We start from the raw sequence: 18148 nt of genomic DNA, 5'->3' as shown, positions 1-18148 counted from the left end.
CGTGGGCCATGCCGAGACCCGGCCCCGGGCCGGGAGCGGGGCCGCGTCTCGTACGCCGTGCGGTCGGCGGGTGGGCCGCACGGCGCCGCGCTCCGGACCCCGGCCGGGCTGCGGACGTCGCGCGCTTCCGCCGTCGCGCGGGCGGGACGGCCCGGGGGCCGAAGGACCGGGCGCGGTAGGAGGGTTGGCGGGGGCGCGGAGGGCAGGCCCTAGGCTGAGGGCATGCGGTTCGGGGTGCTCGGTTCCCTTGAGGTGTGGAGCGACGGCGGGGAGCCGGTGCGCGTGCCGGAGCTGAAGGTCCGTGCGCTGCTGGCCGATCTCCTCGCCCACGGCGGCCGCCCGGTCCCGCCCGGCCGGCTGATCGAGGATCTGTGGGGCGGCGCGCCGCCCGCCGAGCCGGCCCGGGTGCTGCGGAGCAAGGTGTCCCAGCTGCGGCGGGCGCTCGGGGACGCGGAGCCGGGCGGCCGCGAGCTGGTGGTGGCCACGCCCGCCGGCTACCGGCTGACGGCCGGGGCGGACGCGGTCGACGCCGGCCGCTTCCGGGCCCTCGCCGCGCGCGGACCGGCCGACGCGGATCCCCGCGCCCGGGCCGCCCGGCTGGAACGGGCGCTCGGGCTGTGGCGCGGTCCCGCGTACGGCGGGTTCGCCGACGAGGTCTTCGCGCGGGCCGCGGCAGAGCGGCTGGAGGAGGAGCGGCTCGCCGCCTTGGAGGACCACGCGGAGGCGCGGCTCGAACTGGGCGAGCACCACGCGCTGCTGGGAGAGCTGGCCGAGCGGGTGGCGGAGCATCCGCTGCGGGAACGGTTCCGCGCCGTGCAGATGCGGGCGCTGTACCGCGCGGGACGGCAGAGCGAGGCGCTGGCGAGCTATCGGCGGCTGCGCGAGCTGCTCGCCGACGCGCTGGGGATCGACCCGGGGCCGGAGCTGGCGGCCCTTCAGGAGGCGATCCTCCGGCAGGATCCGGCGCTGGCGGCCCCCGAGCCCGCGACGGGCCGCGCACCGCGCCCGGCGGCCCGGCTGCCCGTACCGCCGACCGGGCTGATCGGCCGGGAGGAGGCGGTCGCCGAGGTGCTCGCGAGCCTTCGCGGCGGGCGGCTGGTGACCCTGACGGGGCCCGGCGGCGTTGGCAAGACCCGGCTGGCGCTGGAGGTCGCGCACCGGCTGGCGGCGGCCCGTGAGGAAGTGGTCCTGGTCGAGCTGGCCGCGCTGGAGCGGACGGAGCCGATCGCGGACGTGGTGCTGGCGGAGTTCGGGGTGCGCGACGACGGGGGCGGCCCGGCCTCCGGCGCCGGGCGGCGGGCCGGTCCCGTCGAACGGCTCGCGGCGGCCGTCGCGGGGCGGCCGGTGCTGCTCGTCCTGGACAACTGCGAGCATCTGGCCGACGCGGTGGCCGGGCTGACGGCCGCGCTGCTGCGGTCGGCCCCCGGGCTGCGGATCCTCGCCACCGGCCAGGAGCCGCTGCGGGTCCCGGGCGAGCTGGTGCGCCCCGTCGCCCCGCTGCCGGAGGCCGCCGCCGTCGAACTCTTCCGCGCCCGCGCGGCGATGGCCGCCCCCTGGGTGCGGGTCCGGGGCCCGGCGGCGGCGGAGATCTGCCGGCGGCTGGACGGGCTGCCGCTCGCGCTGGAGCTGGCCGCCACCCGAGTGGGCTCGCTGGGGATGGCCGGGCTGGCCGAGCGGCTCGACGACCGGTTCCGGCTGCTGGCCACCGAGGGGCGCGGGGTGCCGGCCAAGCACCGGACCCTGCGGGCGATGGTGGACTGGAGCTGGGGTCTGCTGAACGACGCCGAGCGCGCGGTGCTGCGCCGGCTCTCCGTCCACGCCGAGGGCTGCGCCCTCGCCGCCGCCGAGGCCGTCTGCGCGGATCCGCCCGGGGCCGGGGCCGTGGTGGCGCCCCGGTCGGACGGGTCCGGGGCGGCGGCCGGGACCGTGGCCCGGGGCGAGGTGGCGGATCTGATCGGGCGGCTGGTGGAGCGGTCGCTCGTGGTGGCGGCGGAGGGGCGGTCCGGACTGCGCTACCGGCTGCTGGAGTCGGTGGGGGCGTACGGACGGGAGCGGCTGGCCGAGGCCGGGGAGGCGACGGCGGTACGGGCGCGGCACCGCGGGTACCACCTCGCGCTGGCGGAGCGCGCCGAGCCCCGGCTGCGCGGACGGGAGCAGCGGCGGTGGCTCGCCCTGCTGGACGAGGAGACGGCGAATCTGCGGGCGGCGCTGGACGGCGCGGTCCGGGACGGGGACGCCCCGGGGGCGCTGCGGCTGGTCAACGCGCTGTGCTGGTACTGGTATCTGCGCGGCAGGCTCGGTGAGGCGCGCCGGTCTCTGGACGCGGCGCTCGGGCTCGTCGATACGGCGGCCGGGGCGGCGCCCGGTGCCGGGGGCCCGGAGCGCGCGGCGCCCGGAGCCGGGAAGCCGGAGCGCGCGGCTTCCCGGGCCGCCCGGGATCAGGGTCCGGAGCGGGCCGTGGTCGCGCGGGCGCGGGTGTGGCGGGTCGGCGCGGGCATCGTGCTCGGGGAGATCACGGACGCGGTCCGGGCGGCGGGCGAGGCGCTGTCGGCGTACGAGGGGGCCGGGGATCCGGCGGGCGAGGCGTGGGCCCGCTGGTTCCTCGCCTCGCTGCTCGGCTTCGACGATCTGCCCGCCGCCGAGCGGCTGGCCGCGGACGCGGCCGCCGCCTTCGACGCGCTGGGCGATCCCTGGGGCACGGCGGCGGCGTTGAGCACCCGGGCGTGGCAGCGGCTGACGCGCGGCGAGCCCTCGGCGGCGCGCCGGGACGGCGGGCGGGCGCTCGCGCTCTTCGACGGGCTGGGCGACGACTGGGGACGGCTGCGGGTGATGCCGACGCTGAGCGCCCTCGCCGAGATCGGCGGCGCGTACGAGGAGTCCGCGCGGCTGCACCGGGAGGGCACCCGGCTCGCCGAGGAGCTGGGGCTGTGCACGGAGATGTCGTACCAGCTGTCGGGGCTGGCCCGGGTCACCCTGCTGACCGGCGATGTCGCCCGTGCCGATGTGCTGCACGAGCAGGCGCGGCAGCTCGCCGTCGAGCACTCGGACCGGTTCGGGCGGCAGCTGGCCGAGCTGGGGCTCGGTCTCGGCGCGCGGCGGCGCGGCGATCCGGCGGCGGCCGAACGGTATCTGCGGCGCTGCCTGGCGTGGAACAGGGAGCGCGGGGCGGCCTCGGCCGTCGCGCTGGTCCTGGCCGAGCTGGGCTTCGTCGCCGAGGCGCGCGGGGACGCGGCCGGGGCGCGGGCACTGCACCGGGAGGGTCTGGCGGCGGCGCGGACCGTACGGGATCCCCGGGCGGTGGCGCTCGCGCTGGAGGGGCTGGCGGGCGCGGAGGCGCTCGACGGGCGCGCGGAGCGGGCGGCCGCGCTGCTCGGGGCGGCCGCCGCGGCCCGGGAGTCGGCGGGCGCCCCGCTGCCGCCGGCCGAGCGGGGGGACGTGGACCGGATCACCGCCGTGGTGCGCGCGTCGCTGGACGCGCCCGCGTTCGCCCGCGCGCACCGGGAGGGCGGCGCGCGGGGCGCCGAGCGGGTGGCGGGGTGAGCCGGGCGCCGAGCGGGTGGGGGTGAGCCGGGGCCGGTGCGCGCGGGGCCGGGGGCCGGTGCGCGCGGGGCCGGGCACCCGGTGCGCGCGGGGCCGGGGGCGCGGACGGCCGGGCGCGCGGCGGCATACAGTCGCGGGGGTGAGACGCAGACGCAAGGCTCCCCCGTCGCCGCTCCCCCAGCGCGACGGCATCGATCCCGTACGGGTCCGCCTGCCGGAGGATCCGGAGGGCCGGTGGGGGACGGTGTACGACCATCTGGCGGCGCGGTACGGGGACGCCGTCGGCCGGGAGCGGGTCGCGGCGCTCTTCCGCGAGGGCCGGATCGTCTCGGAGAAGGGGCCGGTCGGCGCGGACGAACCGTACGGGCCGGGGCGGTATCTCTGGTTCCACCGGGAGTTCGCCGCCGAGACACGGGTCCCGTTCGAGATCGGGATCGTGCACCGGGACGAGCGGCTGCTGATCGTGGACAAACCGCACTTCCTCGCCACGACGCCGCGCGGACGGCACATCACCGAGACGGCGGTGGCGCGGCTGCGCCGGGAGCTGGGGCTGCCCGGGCTCCAGCCGGCGCACCGGCTGGACCGGCTGACGGCGGGGCTGCTGCTGTGCGTGGTGCGGCCCGGGGACCGGGGCGCGTATCAGACGCTGTTCCGGGACCGGCTGGTGCGCAAGGAGTACGAGGCGATCGCGCCGTACGACCCGGGGGTGGCGCTCCCCCGTACCGTGCGGGGGCGGATCGTGAAGGAGCGCGGGGAGCCGGCCGCGCGGGAGGCGGCGGGCGAGCCGAACAGCGAGAGCCGGATCGAGCTGGTGGAGCACCGGGGCGGGCTCGGCCGGTACCGGCTGCGGCCGGCCACCGGCCGCACCCATCAGCTGCGGGTCCATATGAGCGGTCTGGGGCTGCCGATCCTGGACGATCCGCTGTATCCGGTCGTCCAGGATCCGGGGCCCGCGCCGGACGACTTCTCGCGTCCGCTGCAGCTGCTGGCGAAGGCGCTGGAGTTCACCGATCCGGTGACGGGCGAGCCGTACCGCTTCGAGAGCGGGCTGCGGCTCGCCCGGTGGCCCTGACCCGGACCGGCGGCCGGTCCGGGCCGGAGCCCCGGACCGGCCGGGGGCCCGGTCTCAGTGACCGCGCCGGATCCACTCCGCCAGCTGGGGGGCCTCGTCGCCGATGGTGGTCCCGTCGCCGTGGCCCGTGCGGACCTCGGTGCGCGGCGGGAGCGTCAGCAGCCGGTCGCGGATCGAGTCGATGATCGTCGGGAAGTGGGAGAAGGAGCGCCCGGTGGCTCCGGGGCCGCCGTGGAAGAGGGTGTCCCCGGTGAAGACCGTGTCGAGCGCGGGCGCGTGGAGGCAGACCGCGCCCGGCGCGTGGCCGGGGGTGTGGAGCACGGTCAGCCCGACCCCGCCGACGGTGAGGATCTGGCCGTCGGCCAGTTCCCCGTCCGGGGCGCGGTCGGGGTGGGTCCGCTTCCACAGCGGGAGATCGTCGGGGTGGAGCAGGATCGGCGCGCCGGTGGCGTCGGCGAGCGCGGGGGCCGCGTCGATGTGGTCGTTGTGGGCGTGGGTGCAGACGATCGCCTTCAGCGTGCGGCCGTTCAGCGCGGCCTCGATCGCGGAGGCGTCGTGGGCGGCGTCGATGACGATCGCCTCGGTGTCGTCGCCGACGATCCAGACGTTGTTCTCGACGTCCCAGCTGCCGCCGTCGAGGGCGAAGACGCCCGCCGTGACGAGGTGCTCGATGCGCGCGGCCATCAGAGACGCACCACCGAGCGGAGGACGTCGCCCTCGTGCATCCGGGCGAACGCCTGCTCGACGTCGCCGAGTCCGATGGTCTCGGTGACGAACGCGCCGAGGTCGATCCGGCCCTGCTGGTGGAGGTCGATCAGCATGGGGAAGTCGCGCGAGGGCAGGCAGTCGCCGTACCAGGAGGACTTCAGCGAGCCGCCTCGGCCGAAGACGTCCAGCAGCGGAAGCTCCAGCTTCATCTCCGGGGTCGGTACGCCGACGAGGACGACCGTGCCCGCGAGGTCCCGGGCGTAGAAGGCCTGCCGGTAGGTCTCGGGGCGGCCGACCGCCTCGATGACGACGTCGGCGCCGAAGCCGCCGGTGAGTTCCCGTACGGCCTCGACGGGGTCGGTGGAGCGGGAGTTGACGGTGTGGGTGGCGCCCATCCGCAGCGCGGTCTCCAGCTTGCGGTCGTCGATGTCGACGGCGATGATCCGGGCCGCGCCCGCGAGCCGCGCGCCGACGATCGCGGCGTCGCCGACGCCGCCGCAGCCGATGACGGCGACGCTGTCGCCCCGGCCGACCTCGCCGGTGTTGATCGCCGCGCCGATGCCCGCCATCACTCCGCAGCCGAGGAGGCCCGCGACGGAGGCGGAGACGGCGGGGTCGACCTTGGTGCACTGGCCGGCCGCGACGAGGGTCTTCTCGGCGAAGGCGCCGATGCCGAGCGCCGGGGAGAGCGCGGTGCCGTCGGTCAGGGTCATGCTCTGGCGGGCGTTGTGGGTGTTGAAGCAGTACCAGGGGCGGCCGCGGAGACAGGCCCGGCAGCTGCCGCAGACCGCGCGCCAGTTGAGGATGACGAAGTCGCCGGGGGCGACGTCGGTGACGTCCGGGCCGACGGACTCGACGACTCCGGCGGCCTCGTGGCCGAGGAGGAAGGGGAAGTCGTCGTTGATCCCTCCCTGCTTGTAGTGCAGATCGGTGTGGCAGACCCCGCAGGCCTGCACCTTCACCACGGCCTCACCGGGGCCGGGGTCGGGGACGATGATCGTCTCCACCCGCACCGGCTCGTTCTTACCGGGTGCGATCACACCTTGCACCTGCTGCGACATCGATTCCCTGCCCTTCCGCGTACCTGGGTCGACCACCACTATGGCCTGCCCCGCGGTGCGCCGCGACAGCCGGGTGCGCGACGGGCGCGGGGGGCCGTACCGGGGTGTTCTCCGCCACCGCCCCGGATCGGGCGATCGGAGCGGAACGGCGGAAGTCCTCCCGGCGGCCGGGGCCGGCCGGGAGGACTTCACAGGTGATGGGGACCGGGGCGGTGCGCCGTCAGAGCCGCTCGCGCTCCGCGGCGATGGAGGTCACCCGGCCGCGCACCATGAACCAGCCGCCGACCAGGGCCGCCGCGATGAGCGGCAGGAGCATCACCGTCGTACGGCCGATGCCGCCGCCCCACCACATCAGCACGAGCACGCTGACGAGGAAGACCAGGGTGACGATCTGGGTGTACGGGGCCCAGGGCAGCCGGAACGAGGGCCGGCTGAGGCGGCCCTCCTGGGCGCGCTGCCAGAAGAGCAGCGAGCAGATCATGATCATGCCCCAGGTGCCGAGGATGCCGAGCGAGGCGAGGTTGAGCACGATCTCGAAGGCCTCGCCGGGCATGACGTAGTTCAGTCCGACGCCGGCCATGCCGAAGGCGGCGGTGAGCAGGACGCCGCCGTAGGGCACCTGGCCCTTGTTCATCCGGCCGGTGAACCGGGGCGCGGAGCCCGCGAGGGCCATGGAGCGCAGGATGCGGGCGGTGGAGTAGAGACCGGCGTTCAGGCTGGAGAGCGCGGCCGTGAGGACGACCAGGTTCATCACCCCGGCCGCGCCGGGGACGCCGAGTTTGTCCATGACGGTGACGAAGGGGCTCTCGTCCGCCGAGTACGCGGTGTACGGCAGGAGCAGCGCGAGGAGCGCGACGGATCCGACGTAGAAGACGCCGACCCGCCACATGATCGAGTTGATCGCCCCGGGCATGACCTTCTCGGGGTTCTTGGTCTCGCCGGCCGCGACGCCGCACAGCTCGACCGAGGCGTAGGCGAAGACGACGCCCTGGATGACCAGCAGCATCGGCAGCATGCCGAACGGGAAGACGCCGTCGTTGGCGGTGATGGTGCCGAGGCCGGGGGTGTGGCCGCCGATCTCCTTCTGGGTGACCAGCAGGAAGATGCCGACCAGCATGAAGGCGACCAGGGCGGCGACCTTGACGATCGCGAACCAGAACTCCATCTCGCCGAAGTACTTCACCGAGATGAGGTTGGCCGTCAGCACGACGGCGAGGGCGATCAGGGCGAGGATCCACTGCGGGATGTCGCTGAACATGGCCCAGAAGTGGGCGTAGGTCGCGGCGGCGGTGATGTCGGCGACGCAGGTGGTGGACCAGTTCAGGAAGTAGAGCCAGCCCGCCGTGTAGGCGCCCTTCTCGCCCATGAACTCACGGGCGTAGGAGACGAAGGCTCCGGAGGAGGGGCGGTAGAGGACCAGCTCGCCGAGGGCGCGGACCACGAAGAAGGCGAAGAGGCCGCAGACCGCGTAGGCGATGGCGAGGGAGGGGCCCGCGTCGGCCAGCCGGCCGCCCGCGCCGAGGAAGAGCCCGGTGCCGATCGCCCCGCCGATCGCGATCATGTTGATGTGGCGGGACTTGAGGTCCTTGCTGTACCCGGCGTCGCCGGCGTCCACGTGCGAGGAGCCCTTGGACAGGGGACCGGCGGGGGGCGGCCCGGCCTCGGTGGTGCGGTCACTCATAGGGGGGAGGTTCGCCTTCGTGAGGGAGCGTAGGTCGTCAGCAGCCCTGCGATTCTGGCAGTGCTCAAGGTCACACAGACATAGATCTGAGGTGCTTCTGAGGTTTCGAGCGGGTAAAGCAAGGACCTCAGCAAACCGTGGCAGTAAATCACGGCCGAAGGGGCCGGGCCGACGCGCGCCGGTGACCGGCTCCCCGGCCGGAAGGCGGAGGAGAGCCGGGGAAAGCCGGGGAGAGCAGGGGAGGGCAGGACGGGCGCAGGGGGCGGCCGGGGACGGCCGGCCGAGGGACGCGGGGAGCGGCGGGGCGGGCGGGGGCGGCGAAGGGGCCGGTCAGCGGGACGGGTCGGGGGCGAGCACGTCCAGCTCGGCGAGGGCTCCGACCGCGATCTCCCGGGTGATCTCCTCGGCCCGGGCCGCGTCGCCCTCGCGGACCGCCTCGGCGACCTGGACATGGAGGGTCACGGCCGCCGGGTCGGGGTCGTCGAACATCACCTGATGGTGGGTACGCCCGGTGAGGATCTCGGCGACCACATCGCCGAGCCGGGCGAACATCTCATTGCCCGAGGCGTTGAGCACCACCCGGTGGAAGGCGATGTCGTGTCGCAGATACGCCTCCAGCTGGTTCCCGCGCGAGGTGGCGACCATGCCGAGGGCGCACTCGGTGAGCGCGGCGCACTGCTCGGGGGTGGCGTTGCGGGCGGCGAGACCGGCGGCGACCGGCTCGACGGCGGAGCGCAGCACGGTCAGCGAGCGCAGCTGGCGGGGCCGGTCGGCGCCGGCCAGGCGCCAGCGGATGACGCGCGGGTCGTAGACGTTCCACTCCGCGATGGCGCGGACGGTCACGCCGACTCTTCGGCGGGACTCGACCAGGTGCATGGACTCCAGGACGCGTACGGCCTCGCGGACGACGGTGCGGGAGACGTCGAAGCGCTGGGCGATCTCGTCGGTGCGCAGCACGCTGCCGTGCGGATACTCGCCCGCGGTGATCGCGAGGCCCAGGGTGTCGAGCACCAGTGTGTGGAGGTCCTGGCCGCCCGCAGTCGTCATGGATCAAGGGTACGGGGCGGGGTCCGAAGCTCGGTCCGGGAACAAAAAGTATGACGTTTAGGTCTCAGCCTCTTGAATATGTCGTACCTAATGGGTTTCAGTAGCGCGACGGACCGATGTCGACACCGTGGTCGGCGCCGGTGTGACGGAATCAGCGAGGCATGTAATGAGCACCCCTCACGTCGTTGTGGTGATGGGCGTGGCAGGAACCGGCAAGACCACGATCGGTCCCCTGCTCGCCGACGCACTGGGCGTTCCCTACGCCGAGGGCGACGACTTCCATCCCCCGGCGAACATCGCCAAGATGTCGGCCGGCACCCCGCTGGACGACACCGACCGGTGGCCCTGGCTCGACGCGATCGGGCAGTGGGCGCACGGCCGGGCGGGCGTCGGCGGGGTGGTGTCCAGCTCGGCCCTGAAGCGGTCCTACCGGGACCGGCTGCGGGCCGCCGCCCCGGACGCCGTCTTCCTCCACCTCACCGGCGACCGTGAGCTGATCGAGCGGCGGATGTCCGAGCGCAAGGGGCACTTCATGCCCACGAAGCTGCTCGACTCCCAGTTCGCCACGCTCCAGCCGCTCCAGGAGGACGAGGCGGGCGTGGACGTCGACGTCTCCGGCACCCCCCAGGACATCACCGCCCGCGCCGCCGCCGCGCTGCGCGCGCTGGACCGGTAGGCCCGCTCCGTACCGCCGTACCGCTTCTCCCTCCCCACCCCCTCACTCAGCTTCCTTAAGGAACCACCGTGACCAGTCTCAGCGTCGAGATGCTGGCAGCGGACGCCACAGCGCCGATCACCTCGGCGGGCAACGCCCAGCTCGGCATCGCCGTCCTCGCGGGCATCGCCGTCATCGTCCTGCTCATCACCAAGTTCAAGCTGCACGCGTTTCTGGCGCTGACCATCGGGTCGCTGGCGCTCGGAGCGTTCGCCGGGGCCCCGCTCGGCAAGGCCATCGAGTCGTTCTCCAAGGGCCTCGGCTCGACGGTCGCCGGTGTGGGTGTGCTGATCGCGCTCGGCGCGATCCTGGGCAAGCTGCTCGCCGACTCCGGCGGCGGTGACCAGATCGTGGACACCATCCTGGCCAAGGCGAACGGGCGCACCATGCCCTGGGCGATGGTGCTGATCGCCTCGGTGATCGGTCTGCCGCTCTTCTTCGAGGTCGGCATCGTGCTGCTGATCCCGGTGGTGCTGATGGTGGCCAAGCGCGGCAACTACTCGCTGATGCGGATCGGCATCCCCGCGCTGGCCGGTCTGTCGGTCATGCACGGCCTGATCCCGCCCCACCCCGGCCCGCTGGTCGCGATCGACGCGCTCGACGCCAACCTCGGCGTGACGCTCGCCCTCGGTGTGCTGGTCTCCATCCCGACCGTGATCATCGCGGGCCCGCTCTTCGCCAAGTACGCGGCCCGCTGGGTGGACATCCCCGCGCCCGAGAAGATGATCCCGACCCGTCCGTCGGAGGACCTGGACAAGCGTCCCGGCTTCGGCGCGACCGTCTTCACGGTCCTGCTGCCCGTCGTTCTGATGCTGTCGAACGCGCTGGTCGAGATCGTCGTCGACGACCCCGAGAACCCGGTGCAGAAGGTCACCGACATCATCGGCTCCCCGATGATCGCGCTGCTCGCGGCCGTTCTGGTGGGTCTGTTCACGCTGGGCGCCGCGGCCGGCTTCACCAAGGACCGGCTGGCGTCCACGGTCGAGAAGTCCCTCGCCCCGATCGCGGGCGTGCTGATGATCGTCGGCGCGGGCGGCGGTTTCAAGCAGACGCTGATCGACGTCGGCGTCGGCCAGATGATCCTGGACATCTCCGAGAACTGGGCGATCCCGACCCTGCTGCTGGCCTGGCTGATCGCGGTGGCGATACGTCTGGCCACGGGTTCGGCGACCGTGGCGACGATCTCCGCGGCCGGTCTGGTCGCCCCGCTGGCGGAAGGCATGTCCACCACGGAGTCGGCGCTGCTGGTGCTGGCGATCGGCGCGGGTTCGCTCTTCTTCAGCCATGTCAACGACGCCGGTTTCTGGCTGGTGAAGGAGTACTTCGGGATGACCGTCGGCCAGACGATCAAGACCTGGTCGGTGATGGAGACGATCATCTCGGTGGTCGGCATCGTCTTCGTGCTGCTGCTGTCCCTGGTGCTGTAGCTCTCCGCGCGACGGACCCCGGGCGCCGGGGCGGACTCTTCGAGGAGTCCGCCCCGGCGCTTTCGTGTGTACGGGGGCGCCCGCCGGGCCGGGCGGCTCCCCGTACGGCGGCACGGGCGGCACGGGCGGCACGGGCCCGGAGGGCCGGGGGCCCGGGTCCGGCGGCACGGGCGACCCGTTCCCGAGTCTGCGGGCGACCCGTGCCCGGGCCGCCGGTCCGGCCCGGGGCCGGTCAGATCGCGCGGGCCGCGGCCCGGCCCGCCGTACGGCCGGAGAAGAGGCAGCCGCCGAGGAAGGTGCCCTCCAGGGAGCGGTAGCCGTGCATTCCGCCGCCGCCGAACCCGGCGGCCTCCCCCGCCGCGTACAGCCCGGCGAGCGGCGCGCCGTCCGCGTCCAGCACCCGGGAGGACAGATCGGTCTCCAGCCCGCCGAGCGACTTGCGGGTGAGGATGTTCAGCCGTACGGCGATCAGCGGCCCGGCCGCCGGATCCAGGATCCGGTGCGGGGCGGCGGTGCGGATCATCCGGTCGCCGAGATAGCCGCGGGCCCCCCGGACGGCTGTGATCTGGAGGTCCTTGGTGAAGGGATTCCGGATCTCCCGGTCCCGGGCGACGATCTCGCGGCGCAGCTCCGCCTCCTCGATCAGCGGCTCCCCGGTGAGCGCGTTCATGCCCCGGACCAGCGCGGCGAGATCCCGCTCGACGACGAAGTCCGCGCCCCGGTCCATGAACGCCTGGACCGGTCCCGGCACCCCGGCGCGGGCCCGGCCGAGCACCCCGCGGACGGACTTGCCGGTGAGATCGGGATTCTGCTCGGAGCCGGAGAGGGCGAACTCCTTGCCGATGATGCGCCGGTCGAGCACGAACCAGGTGTGCTCGTGGCCGGAACGCAGGATGTGTTCGAGGGTGCCGAGGGTGTCGAAGCCGGGGAAGAGGGGGACGGGGAGCCGCCGGCCGCGCGCGTCGAGCCAGAGCGAGGAGGGCCCGGGCAGGATCCGGATGCCGTGCCGGGCCCAGATCGGGTTCCAGTTCTCGATGCCCTCGGTGTAGTGCCACATCCGGTCGCGGTTGATGTGGCTGGCGCCCGCGCGCTCCGCGATGCCGAGCATGAGCCCGTCGACATGGGCGGGGACGCCGGAGAGCAGCTTGCCGGGCGGGGAGCCGAGGCGCTCGGGCCAGTGGGCGCGGACGAGGTCGTGATTGCCGCCGATGCCCCCGGAGGTGACGATCACCGCCTGGGCGCGCAGTTCGAAGGCCCCGGCGACCTCCCGCCCGCTGGCCGCGCCGCGCGGCGCGGCGGAGGGTTCGAGCACCTCGCCGCTGACGGTGTCGAGCACGCCCGAGGTGCGGCCGAGGCCGGTGACCCGGTGCCGGAACCGGAGCTGGACCAGCCCCCGGGCGACTCCCTCGGCGACCTTGCGGGCGAAGGGGGCGACGACGCCGGGGCCGGTGCCCCAGGTGATGTGGAAGCGGGGGACGGAGTTGCCCTGGCCGCGGGCGTCGTGGCCGCCGCGCTCGGCCCAGCCGACGACGGGGAAGAACCGTATGCCCATCGCGTGCAGCCAGGCCCGTTTCTCCCCGGAGGCGAAGTCGACGTACGCGTTCGCCCAGCGGCGGGGCCAGCCGTCCTCCTCGCGGTCGAAGCCGGCCGTGCCCAGCCAGTCCTGGAGCGCGAGGTCGTGGCTGTCGCGGATCCGCAGCCGGCGCTGCTCGGGCGAGTCGACGAGGAAGAGACCGCCGAAGGACCAGTGGGCCTGGCCGCCCATGGAGTGCTCCGGCTCCTGGTCGACCAGGATGACCCTGCGCCCGGCGGCGACCAGCTCCGCCGTGGCCGCGAGTCCCGCCAGGCCTGCCCCGATCACGATCACGTCAGCGTCGTACGCCATGCCTTGTTCCATCCTTGTCCGGCGGGGTCGGTGGGGGCCGGGCGGGCGCGTGACGGTGCGACTCCGGCCGGTCCGGCGGTCCGATCTTCCGTACGCGGCGGTAACCCGTCAACGGTCCGGACGGACGGAGCCCGCTTCCGTCCCGGCCGGGCCTGATGGAATGGCGTGATGAGCGCCGACGAGATTCTCGATGTCGTGGACGAGCTGGACCGGGTCGTGGGCCGGGCCCCCCGGGGCGAGGTCTATGCCCGCGGGCTGCGCCACCGCTGTGTGTTCGTGCTGGCCAGGGATGGGCTGGGCCGGGTCTTCGTCCATCGCAGAACGGCGTCCAAGCCGGTCTTCCCCTCGCTGTACGACATGTTCGTCGGCGGGGTCGTGGGGGCGGGCGAGAGCTATGACGCGGCGGCGCTGCGGGAGGCGGAGGAGGAGCTGGGCGTCTCGGGCCTCCCCCGGCCGACGCCGCTGTTCCGTTTTCTGTACGAGGAGGCCGGGGCGGACGGCGGGGCCGCGCGCTCCTGGTGGTCCGCGGTGTACGAGGTCCGCTGCGAGACGCCGGTGAACCCCCAGACGGAGGAGGTCGCCTGGCACTCCTTCGTCCCGGAGGCGGAGCTGGAGCGGCGGCTGGAGGAGTGGGAGTGGGCGCCGGACGGGCTGGCCGCGTACCGCCGTATGAGGGACTTCCGTCCCTGATCCTATGATCGTTTCGCGGGTAGGGTGCGAAAGGTGAAGGAGATCGCACGGAGCCTGCGACTGTGGTTCGCGCCCCAGCGGGTGCGCGAGGAGGGCGAGACGCCCGACTACCGGTTCTCGCTGGCCAATGAGCGGACCTTCCTGGCCTGGCTGCGTACGGCGCTGGCGCTCATCGGCGGCGGTTTCGCCGTGGACCAGTTTCTGCCGGACCTGCGGTGGGGCGTACGGGCCGGAATGGCGCTCGGGCTGCTGGCGGCGGGTGTGCTGTGCGCGCTGCGGGCGGTCAACCACTGGGTGCGGTGCGAGCGGGCGATGCGGCGGGGCGAGGATCTGCCGGTGTCCCGTTTTCCGACCCTGTTGAGCCTGGTGATCGCGGCGGTGGCGCTGGCGATGGTGGTCGTGGTGCTCTTCGGCTGGGAGGGCGGCCGGTGACACCGCCGGCGGCCGCGGCCCCCGCGCGGGACCCGGGGCTCCAGCCGGAGCGGACCCGGCTGGCGTGGCGCAGGACGACGCTGACCTTCACGGTGGCGGCCGTGCTCGCGGGCCGCCAGGCGCTGAGCGGGCCGATGGACGCCGTGGCGACGGTCGCGGTGGCGCTGAGCGCGCTGGTGTGGCTGGGGTTCCTCCTGGTGGCGCATCGACGGGTACGGGCCCTGGGGGCCGCCGCCGAGCCCGGGGTGCTGCCGGAGCGGGTGGCGCTCGCGGCGACGCTGTGCACGGTGGGGCTGGCGGCGTTCGCGGTGGCGGCGCTGGTGTGAGTCCGTGCAGGTCTCCCGCACGTCTCGGGGCCGGTACGGGACCGAGCCGCACCGGGCGTGGGGGGCGGTGCGGGACCGAGCCGCACCGGGTGTGGGCGGCGGTGCGGGCTCCGAGCGGTACCGGGCGTGGGCGGTGCGGGGCCTCGGCGCTTCCCGGCCCGCCCTGCCGCGGGCCCGCGCTACCGCAGGCCCACCGGGCCGCCGGGCCGCCGCGGGCTAGCCTGGAAGTACAGATCCCCACACACCCGACATAAGGCGTACGCCATGTCCTCAGCCCTCCATCAGACCCACGCCCCGCACCACCACACCCACGGCCCGGACTGCGGCCACACCGGCGTCCCGCACGGCGACCACGTCGACTACGCGCACCACGGCCATCTCCACCGCGAGCACTCCGGCCACTGGGACGAGTGCGAGCCGGGCGGACATCTCACGCACAGCGGCCACGCCCATGAGCACGGGCCGGGCTGCGGCCATCCGGCGGTGGAGCACGGCGACCACGTCGACTACGTCCACGACGGCCACCGGCACGCCGCCCACGGGGGCCACTGGGACGACCACTGAGCCCGGCCCCGCGCGGCTCGGGGCGAACGGACGTGCCGTCGGGGTCGTTCCGTCCGGCGGTCGGGCGCGCTAGCGTGCGTGGCCATGACAGACGGTCCGTACCGAGGGAGCCCGATGAGCCTGTCCAGACGGGGACTGCTGGCCGCCACCGGAGCCGCGGGGGCGCTGGTCACGGGCGCCGCGCCGGGCGCGGCGGCCGGAACGGGCCGGCGCGGCCGGGTCCGCACCGGCTTCGACCGGCTCGCCGCGGGCGGCTACGCCCAGCTGGCCGGGCAGCGCGTCGGCGTGGTCACCAACCCGACGGGGATCACCTCCGACGTCCGCCATGTGGTGGATGTGATGCACGCCGACCCGAGGGCCGATCTGATCGCCGTCTTCGGCCCCGAGCACGGATTCCGCGGCACGGCCCAGGCGGGCGGCTCCGAGGGCCGGTACGACGACCCCGCGACCGGACTGCCGGTGTACGACACCTATCTGAAGAGCGGTCAGCCGCTCGCCGATGTCTTCACCGCGTCCGGCGTGGACACGGTCGTCTTCGACATCCAGGACGCCGGGGCCCGCTTCTACACCTACATCTGGACGCTGTACGACTGCATGAAGGCGGCGGCGCTCGCGGGGAAACGATTCGTCGTGCTGGACCGGCCCAATCCGGTGACCGGCCGGGCCGCCCTCGGGCCGGTGCTGGAGCGACCCTTCGCGACCTTCGTGGGCCGCGAGCCCATCGCGCAGGCCCATGGGATGACGGTGGCCGAGCTGGCGCGGCTCTTCAACGCCGAGTTCCTCGCCGACCGTCCGGTGGAGCTGGAGACCGTACGGATGTCGGGGTGGCGGCGCTCGGACTTCTTCGACGAGACGGGGCTGCCGTGGGTGCCGCCGAGCCCCAACATGCCCACGCCCGAGACCGCGCTCGTCTACGCGGGCACCTGTCTCTTCGAGGGCACCAATCTCTCGGAGGGCCGGGGGACGACCCGCCCCTTCGAACTGCTGGGCGCGGAGGGCGTGGACCGGCGCTGGGCCCTGGCGGCGAACGCCGAGGAGCTGCCGGGGGTGCGCTTCCGGGAGGCGTACTTCACCCCGACGTTCTCCAAGTTCCAGGGCAGGACGGTCGGCGGGGTGCAGCTGCACGTCCACGACCGGGACGCGTTCGACCCGGTGCGCACCGCCGTCGCCCTGCTGGTGACGGCCAAACGCTCCTGGAGCGGCTTCGCCTGGCGCTCCGACCACTGGATCGACAAGCTCACCGGCTCGGTGAAGGTCCGCACCCTGATCGACGCGGGGGCCGGGACGGACGACGTGGTGGGGGCGTGGCGGGACGAGCTGGCGGCGTTCCGCGCCGTACGGAAGCGGTATCTGCGCTACTGACGCGCCCGGCACGGGAGCGATGCCCGCGCCGCCGACGCCTCACGGGAAAGCGGTGCGCCCGCGCCGCCGACGCCTCACGGGGAAGCCGTGCGCCCGCGCCGCCGACGCCTCACGGGGAAGCCGTGCGCCCGCGCCGCCGACGCCTCGTACGGAGGAGTCCCCGGGGGAGAGCCCGACCTCCGGAGCGGGGGCGGACGCCACCGCGCGCACGGGCGGCAGCCGGATGGCCCGGTCCCCGCCGGGCCGACAGCCTTGATCCCATGGACCTCTCACCGGACACCCCCCGCCCGCCGCGCCGTCGGACCCTGCTGACCGCGCTCGCGGTCGGCTCCCTCACGGCGGCCGGGGCGGCGGGACCGGCCGCCGCCGCGCCCGCCGCGCGTACCGCGCGCACCGCCGACCCGGTGCGCGCGCTGGCGCGGGCCGCCCGCCCGCTCGCCGGTCTCCGCCCGCTGGAGCGGATGATCGGCGACGCGACGATCGCCGGTTTCGGCGAGGCCACCCACAGCTCCCGCGAGTTCTTCCGCGTCAAGAGCCGGATCTTCCGGCACCTGGTGGAGCGCAAGGGCTTCACCGCCTTCGCCCTGGAGGCCCCCTGGAGCGCCGGGCTGCGGCTGAACGACTATGTGCTGCACGGCAGGGGCGATGTCCGGCGCGTCATGCGGGAGGAGTTCCAGAACTCCTATCTCCTGTGGCACACCCGGGAGTATCTGGATCTGCTCCGCTGGATGCGGCGGTACAACCAGGGCCGGCCCGAGCGGCCGGTGCGGTTCCTCGGCAACGACCTGGCCCACGCCGGGCCGGAGCTGTTCGACACCGTGACGGGGTACGTCGCCGAGCGGCGTCCTGAGCTGCTCCCCCGGGTGCGGGAGCTGTACCGGGCGTCGCGGCCGACGGGCTCGGTGGACGAGACCATGACGCACAACCTCACCCGGCCGCTCGCCGAGCGGCGGGCGATGGCGGCCGACACGGCGGCGGCGCTCGAACTGCTGGAGCGGCTGCGGCCGGGGCCCGACCGGGAGCGGCACGCCTGGATGCTCCAGCACGCCCGCTCGATCGCGCAGGTCGGCGCGGGCTGGGCCTTCGACTTCTTCGATCAGGACCAGCTCGGGCAGGCGATGCTCTACCGGGACCGGGTCATGGCCGAGAACACGGTGTGGTGGCAGCGGCAGACCGGCGACAAGGTGCTGCTCTCCGCGCACAACGGACATGTGGGATACGAGACGACCGACCCCGTCCACTATCCGAAGCTTCAGGGCGCGTTCATCCGGGACATGATCGGGGACGCCTATGTGAGCGCCGGATTCACCTTCGGCCGGGGCTCGTTCAACGCCAAGGACCTCGGCGACCCGCCGGCGGAGCCGGTCCGCGAGTTCTCGGTGGGCCCGCCGGAGCCCGGCGGCAATGAGGAGACGCTGGAGCGGGTGGCGCGCGAGGACTACTTCCTGGATATGCGCACCGCTCCCCGGGCCGCCCGGGAATGGCTGAATGTGGCCAGGACGACCCGGAACATCGGCAATGCCTGGCCCGCCGATCCGGAGCAGGTCCGGCTCGGTACGAGCTATGACGTACTGATCCATCTGCACCGCGTCACCGCCGCCGACCGGCTCTGACCGCGCCCGCCGGGCGCTCCCGGCG

15 protein-coding genes are annotated in these 18148 nt (G+C 74.3%); 10 read left to right on the top strand and 5 right to left on the bottom strand.

Annotated features, from left to right (window positions below):
• Window positions 1–222 precede the first annotated feature (222 nt).
• Together ACF089_RS02785 and ACF089_RS02780 are read left to right on the top strand one after the other, a co-directional pair.
• Window positions 223–3540: a BTAD domain-containing putative transcriptional regulator gene (locus ACF089_RS02785; RefSeq protein WP_392020848.1), complete on the top strand. Its 3318-nt coding sequence runs from the start codon at window positions 223–225 to the stop codon at window positions 3538–3540.
• A 139-nt stretch (window positions 3541–3679) separates the two neighbouring features.
• The gene (locus tag ACF089_RS02780) at window positions 3680–4612 is read left to right on the top strand and encodes a pseudouridine synthase (RefSeq protein WP_392020847.1); all 933 of its coding nucleotides are present in this window, start codon (window positions 3680–3682) and stop codon (window positions 4610–4612) included.
• 54 nt (window positions 4613–4666) lie between these two features.
• Here the strand turns inward: ACF089_RS02780 and ACF089_RS02775 are convergent, their stop codons facing one another.
• From ACF089_RS02775 to ACF089_RS02760, 4 genes are all read right to left on the bottom strand, one after another.
• Complete coding sequence (locus ACF089_RS02775; protein WP_392020844.1) at window positions 4667–5296, bottom strand: MBL fold metallo-hydrolase; 630 nt, start codon at window positions 5294–5296, stop codon at window positions 4667–4669.
• Window positions 5296–6381 carry an S-(hydroxymethyl)mycothiol dehydrogenase gene (locus tag ACF089_RS02770; protein ID WP_392020842.1) on the bottom strand — a complete coding sequence of 362 codons (1086 nt, stop codon included), beginning with the start codon at window positions 6379–6381 and terminating at the stop codon, window positions 5296–5298. Before ACF089_RS02770 ends, ACF089_RS02775 begins: the two co-directional genes overlap by 1 nt.
• 220 nt (window positions 6382–6601) lie before the next feature.
• The gene (locus ACF089_RS02765) at window positions 6602–8062 is read right to left on the bottom strand and encodes an amino acid permease (protein ID WP_392020840.1); all 1461 of its coding nucleotides are present in this window, start codon (window positions 8060–8062) and stop codon (window positions 6602–6604) included.
• 330 nt (window positions 8063–8392) lie between these two features.
• Window positions 8393–9109: a FadR/GntR family transcriptional regulator gene (locus ACF089_RS02760; RefSeq protein WP_392020838.1), complete on the bottom strand. Its 717-nt coding sequence runs from the start codon at window positions 9107–9109 to the stop codon at window positions 8393–8395.
• Window positions 9110–9275: 166 nt separating this feature from the next.
• Between ACF089_RS02760 and ACF089_RS02755 the strand changes: the two genes are divergently transcribed.
• A complete protein-coding gene (locus ACF089_RS02755; RefSeq protein WP_392020835.1) occupies window positions 9276–9785 on the top strand; it encodes a gluconokinase in 510 nt (169 codons plus the stop codon).
• Between the two features lie 68 nt (window positions 9786–9853).
• Window positions 9854–11251 carry a gluconate:H+ symporter gene (locus tag ACF089_RS02750; RefSeq protein WP_392020833.1) on the top strand — a complete coding sequence of 466 codons (1398 nt, stop codon included), beginning with the start codon at window positions 9854–9856 and terminating at the stop codon, window positions 11249–11251.
• Between the two features lie 232 nt (window positions 11252–11483).
• On the opposite strand, the gene ACF089_RS02745 is transcribed toward ACF089_RS02750, so the two are convergent.
• On the bottom strand, window positions 11484–13136 hold the full coding sequence (locus ACF089_RS02745; RefSeq protein ID WP_392020830.1) for an FAD-binding dehydrogenase: 1653 nt from the start codon (window positions 13134–13136) through the stop codon (window positions 11484–11486).
• 165 nt (window positions 13137–13301) lie between these two features.
• On the opposite strand from ACF089_RS02745, the gene ACF089_RS02740 reads away from it, so the two are divergent.
• The 6 genes from ACF089_RS02740 (at window position 13302) to ACF089_RS02715 (ending at window position 18123) form a co-directional block, all read left to right on the top strand.
• Window positions 13302–13826 carry an NUDIX domain-containing protein gene (locus ACF089_RS02740; protein WP_392020828.1) on the top strand — a complete coding sequence of 175 codons (525 nt, stop codon included), beginning with the start codon at window positions 13302–13304 and terminating at the stop codon, window positions 13824–13826.
• Between the two features lie 33 nt (window positions 13827–13859).
• On the top strand, window positions 13860–14258 hold the full coding sequence (locus ACF089_RS02735) for a YidH family protein (protein ID WP_392020825.1): 399 nt from the start codon (window positions 13860–13862) through the stop codon (window positions 14256–14258).
• Window positions 14255–14584 (top strand): DUF202 domain-containing protein, encoded by a 330-nt coding sequence (locus ACF089_RS02730; protein ID WP_392020822.1) that lies wholly within the window; start codon window positions 14255–14257, stop codon window positions 14582–14584. Before ACF089_RS02735 ends, ACF089_RS02730 begins: the two co-directional genes overlap by 4 nt.
• A gap of 264 nt (window positions 14585–14848) precedes the next feature.
• Window positions 14849–15148: a hypothetical protein gene (locus ACF089_RS02725; protein WP_392020820.1), complete on the top strand. Its 300-nt coding sequence runs from the start codon at window positions 14849–14851 to the stop codon at window positions 15146–15148.
• A gap of 114 nt (window positions 15149–15262) precedes the next feature.
• Window positions 15263–16510: an exo-beta-N-acetylmuramidase NamZ domain-containing protein gene (locus ACF089_RS02720; protein WP_392020817.1), complete on the top strand. Its 1248-nt coding sequence runs from the start codon at window positions 15263–15265 to the stop codon at window positions 16508–16510.
• Window positions 16511–16770: 260 nt separating this feature from the next.
• A complete protein-coding gene (locus ACF089_RS02715; protein ID WP_392020814.1) occupies window positions 16771–18123 on the top strand; it encodes an erythromycin esterase family protein in 1353 nt (450 codons plus the stop codon).
• Window positions 18124–18148 lie beyond the last annotated feature (25 nt).

Source organism: Streptomyces sp. NPDC014894 (assembly GCF_043080985.1).
In the GTDB taxonomy this organism is placed as follows: Bacteria; Actinomycetota; Actinomycetes; order Streptomycetales; family Streptomycetaceae; genus Streptomyces.
The sequence above is the reverse complement of the archived record's forward strand: the minus strand, read 5'-3'. Positions and strand labels throughout refer to the sequence as shown.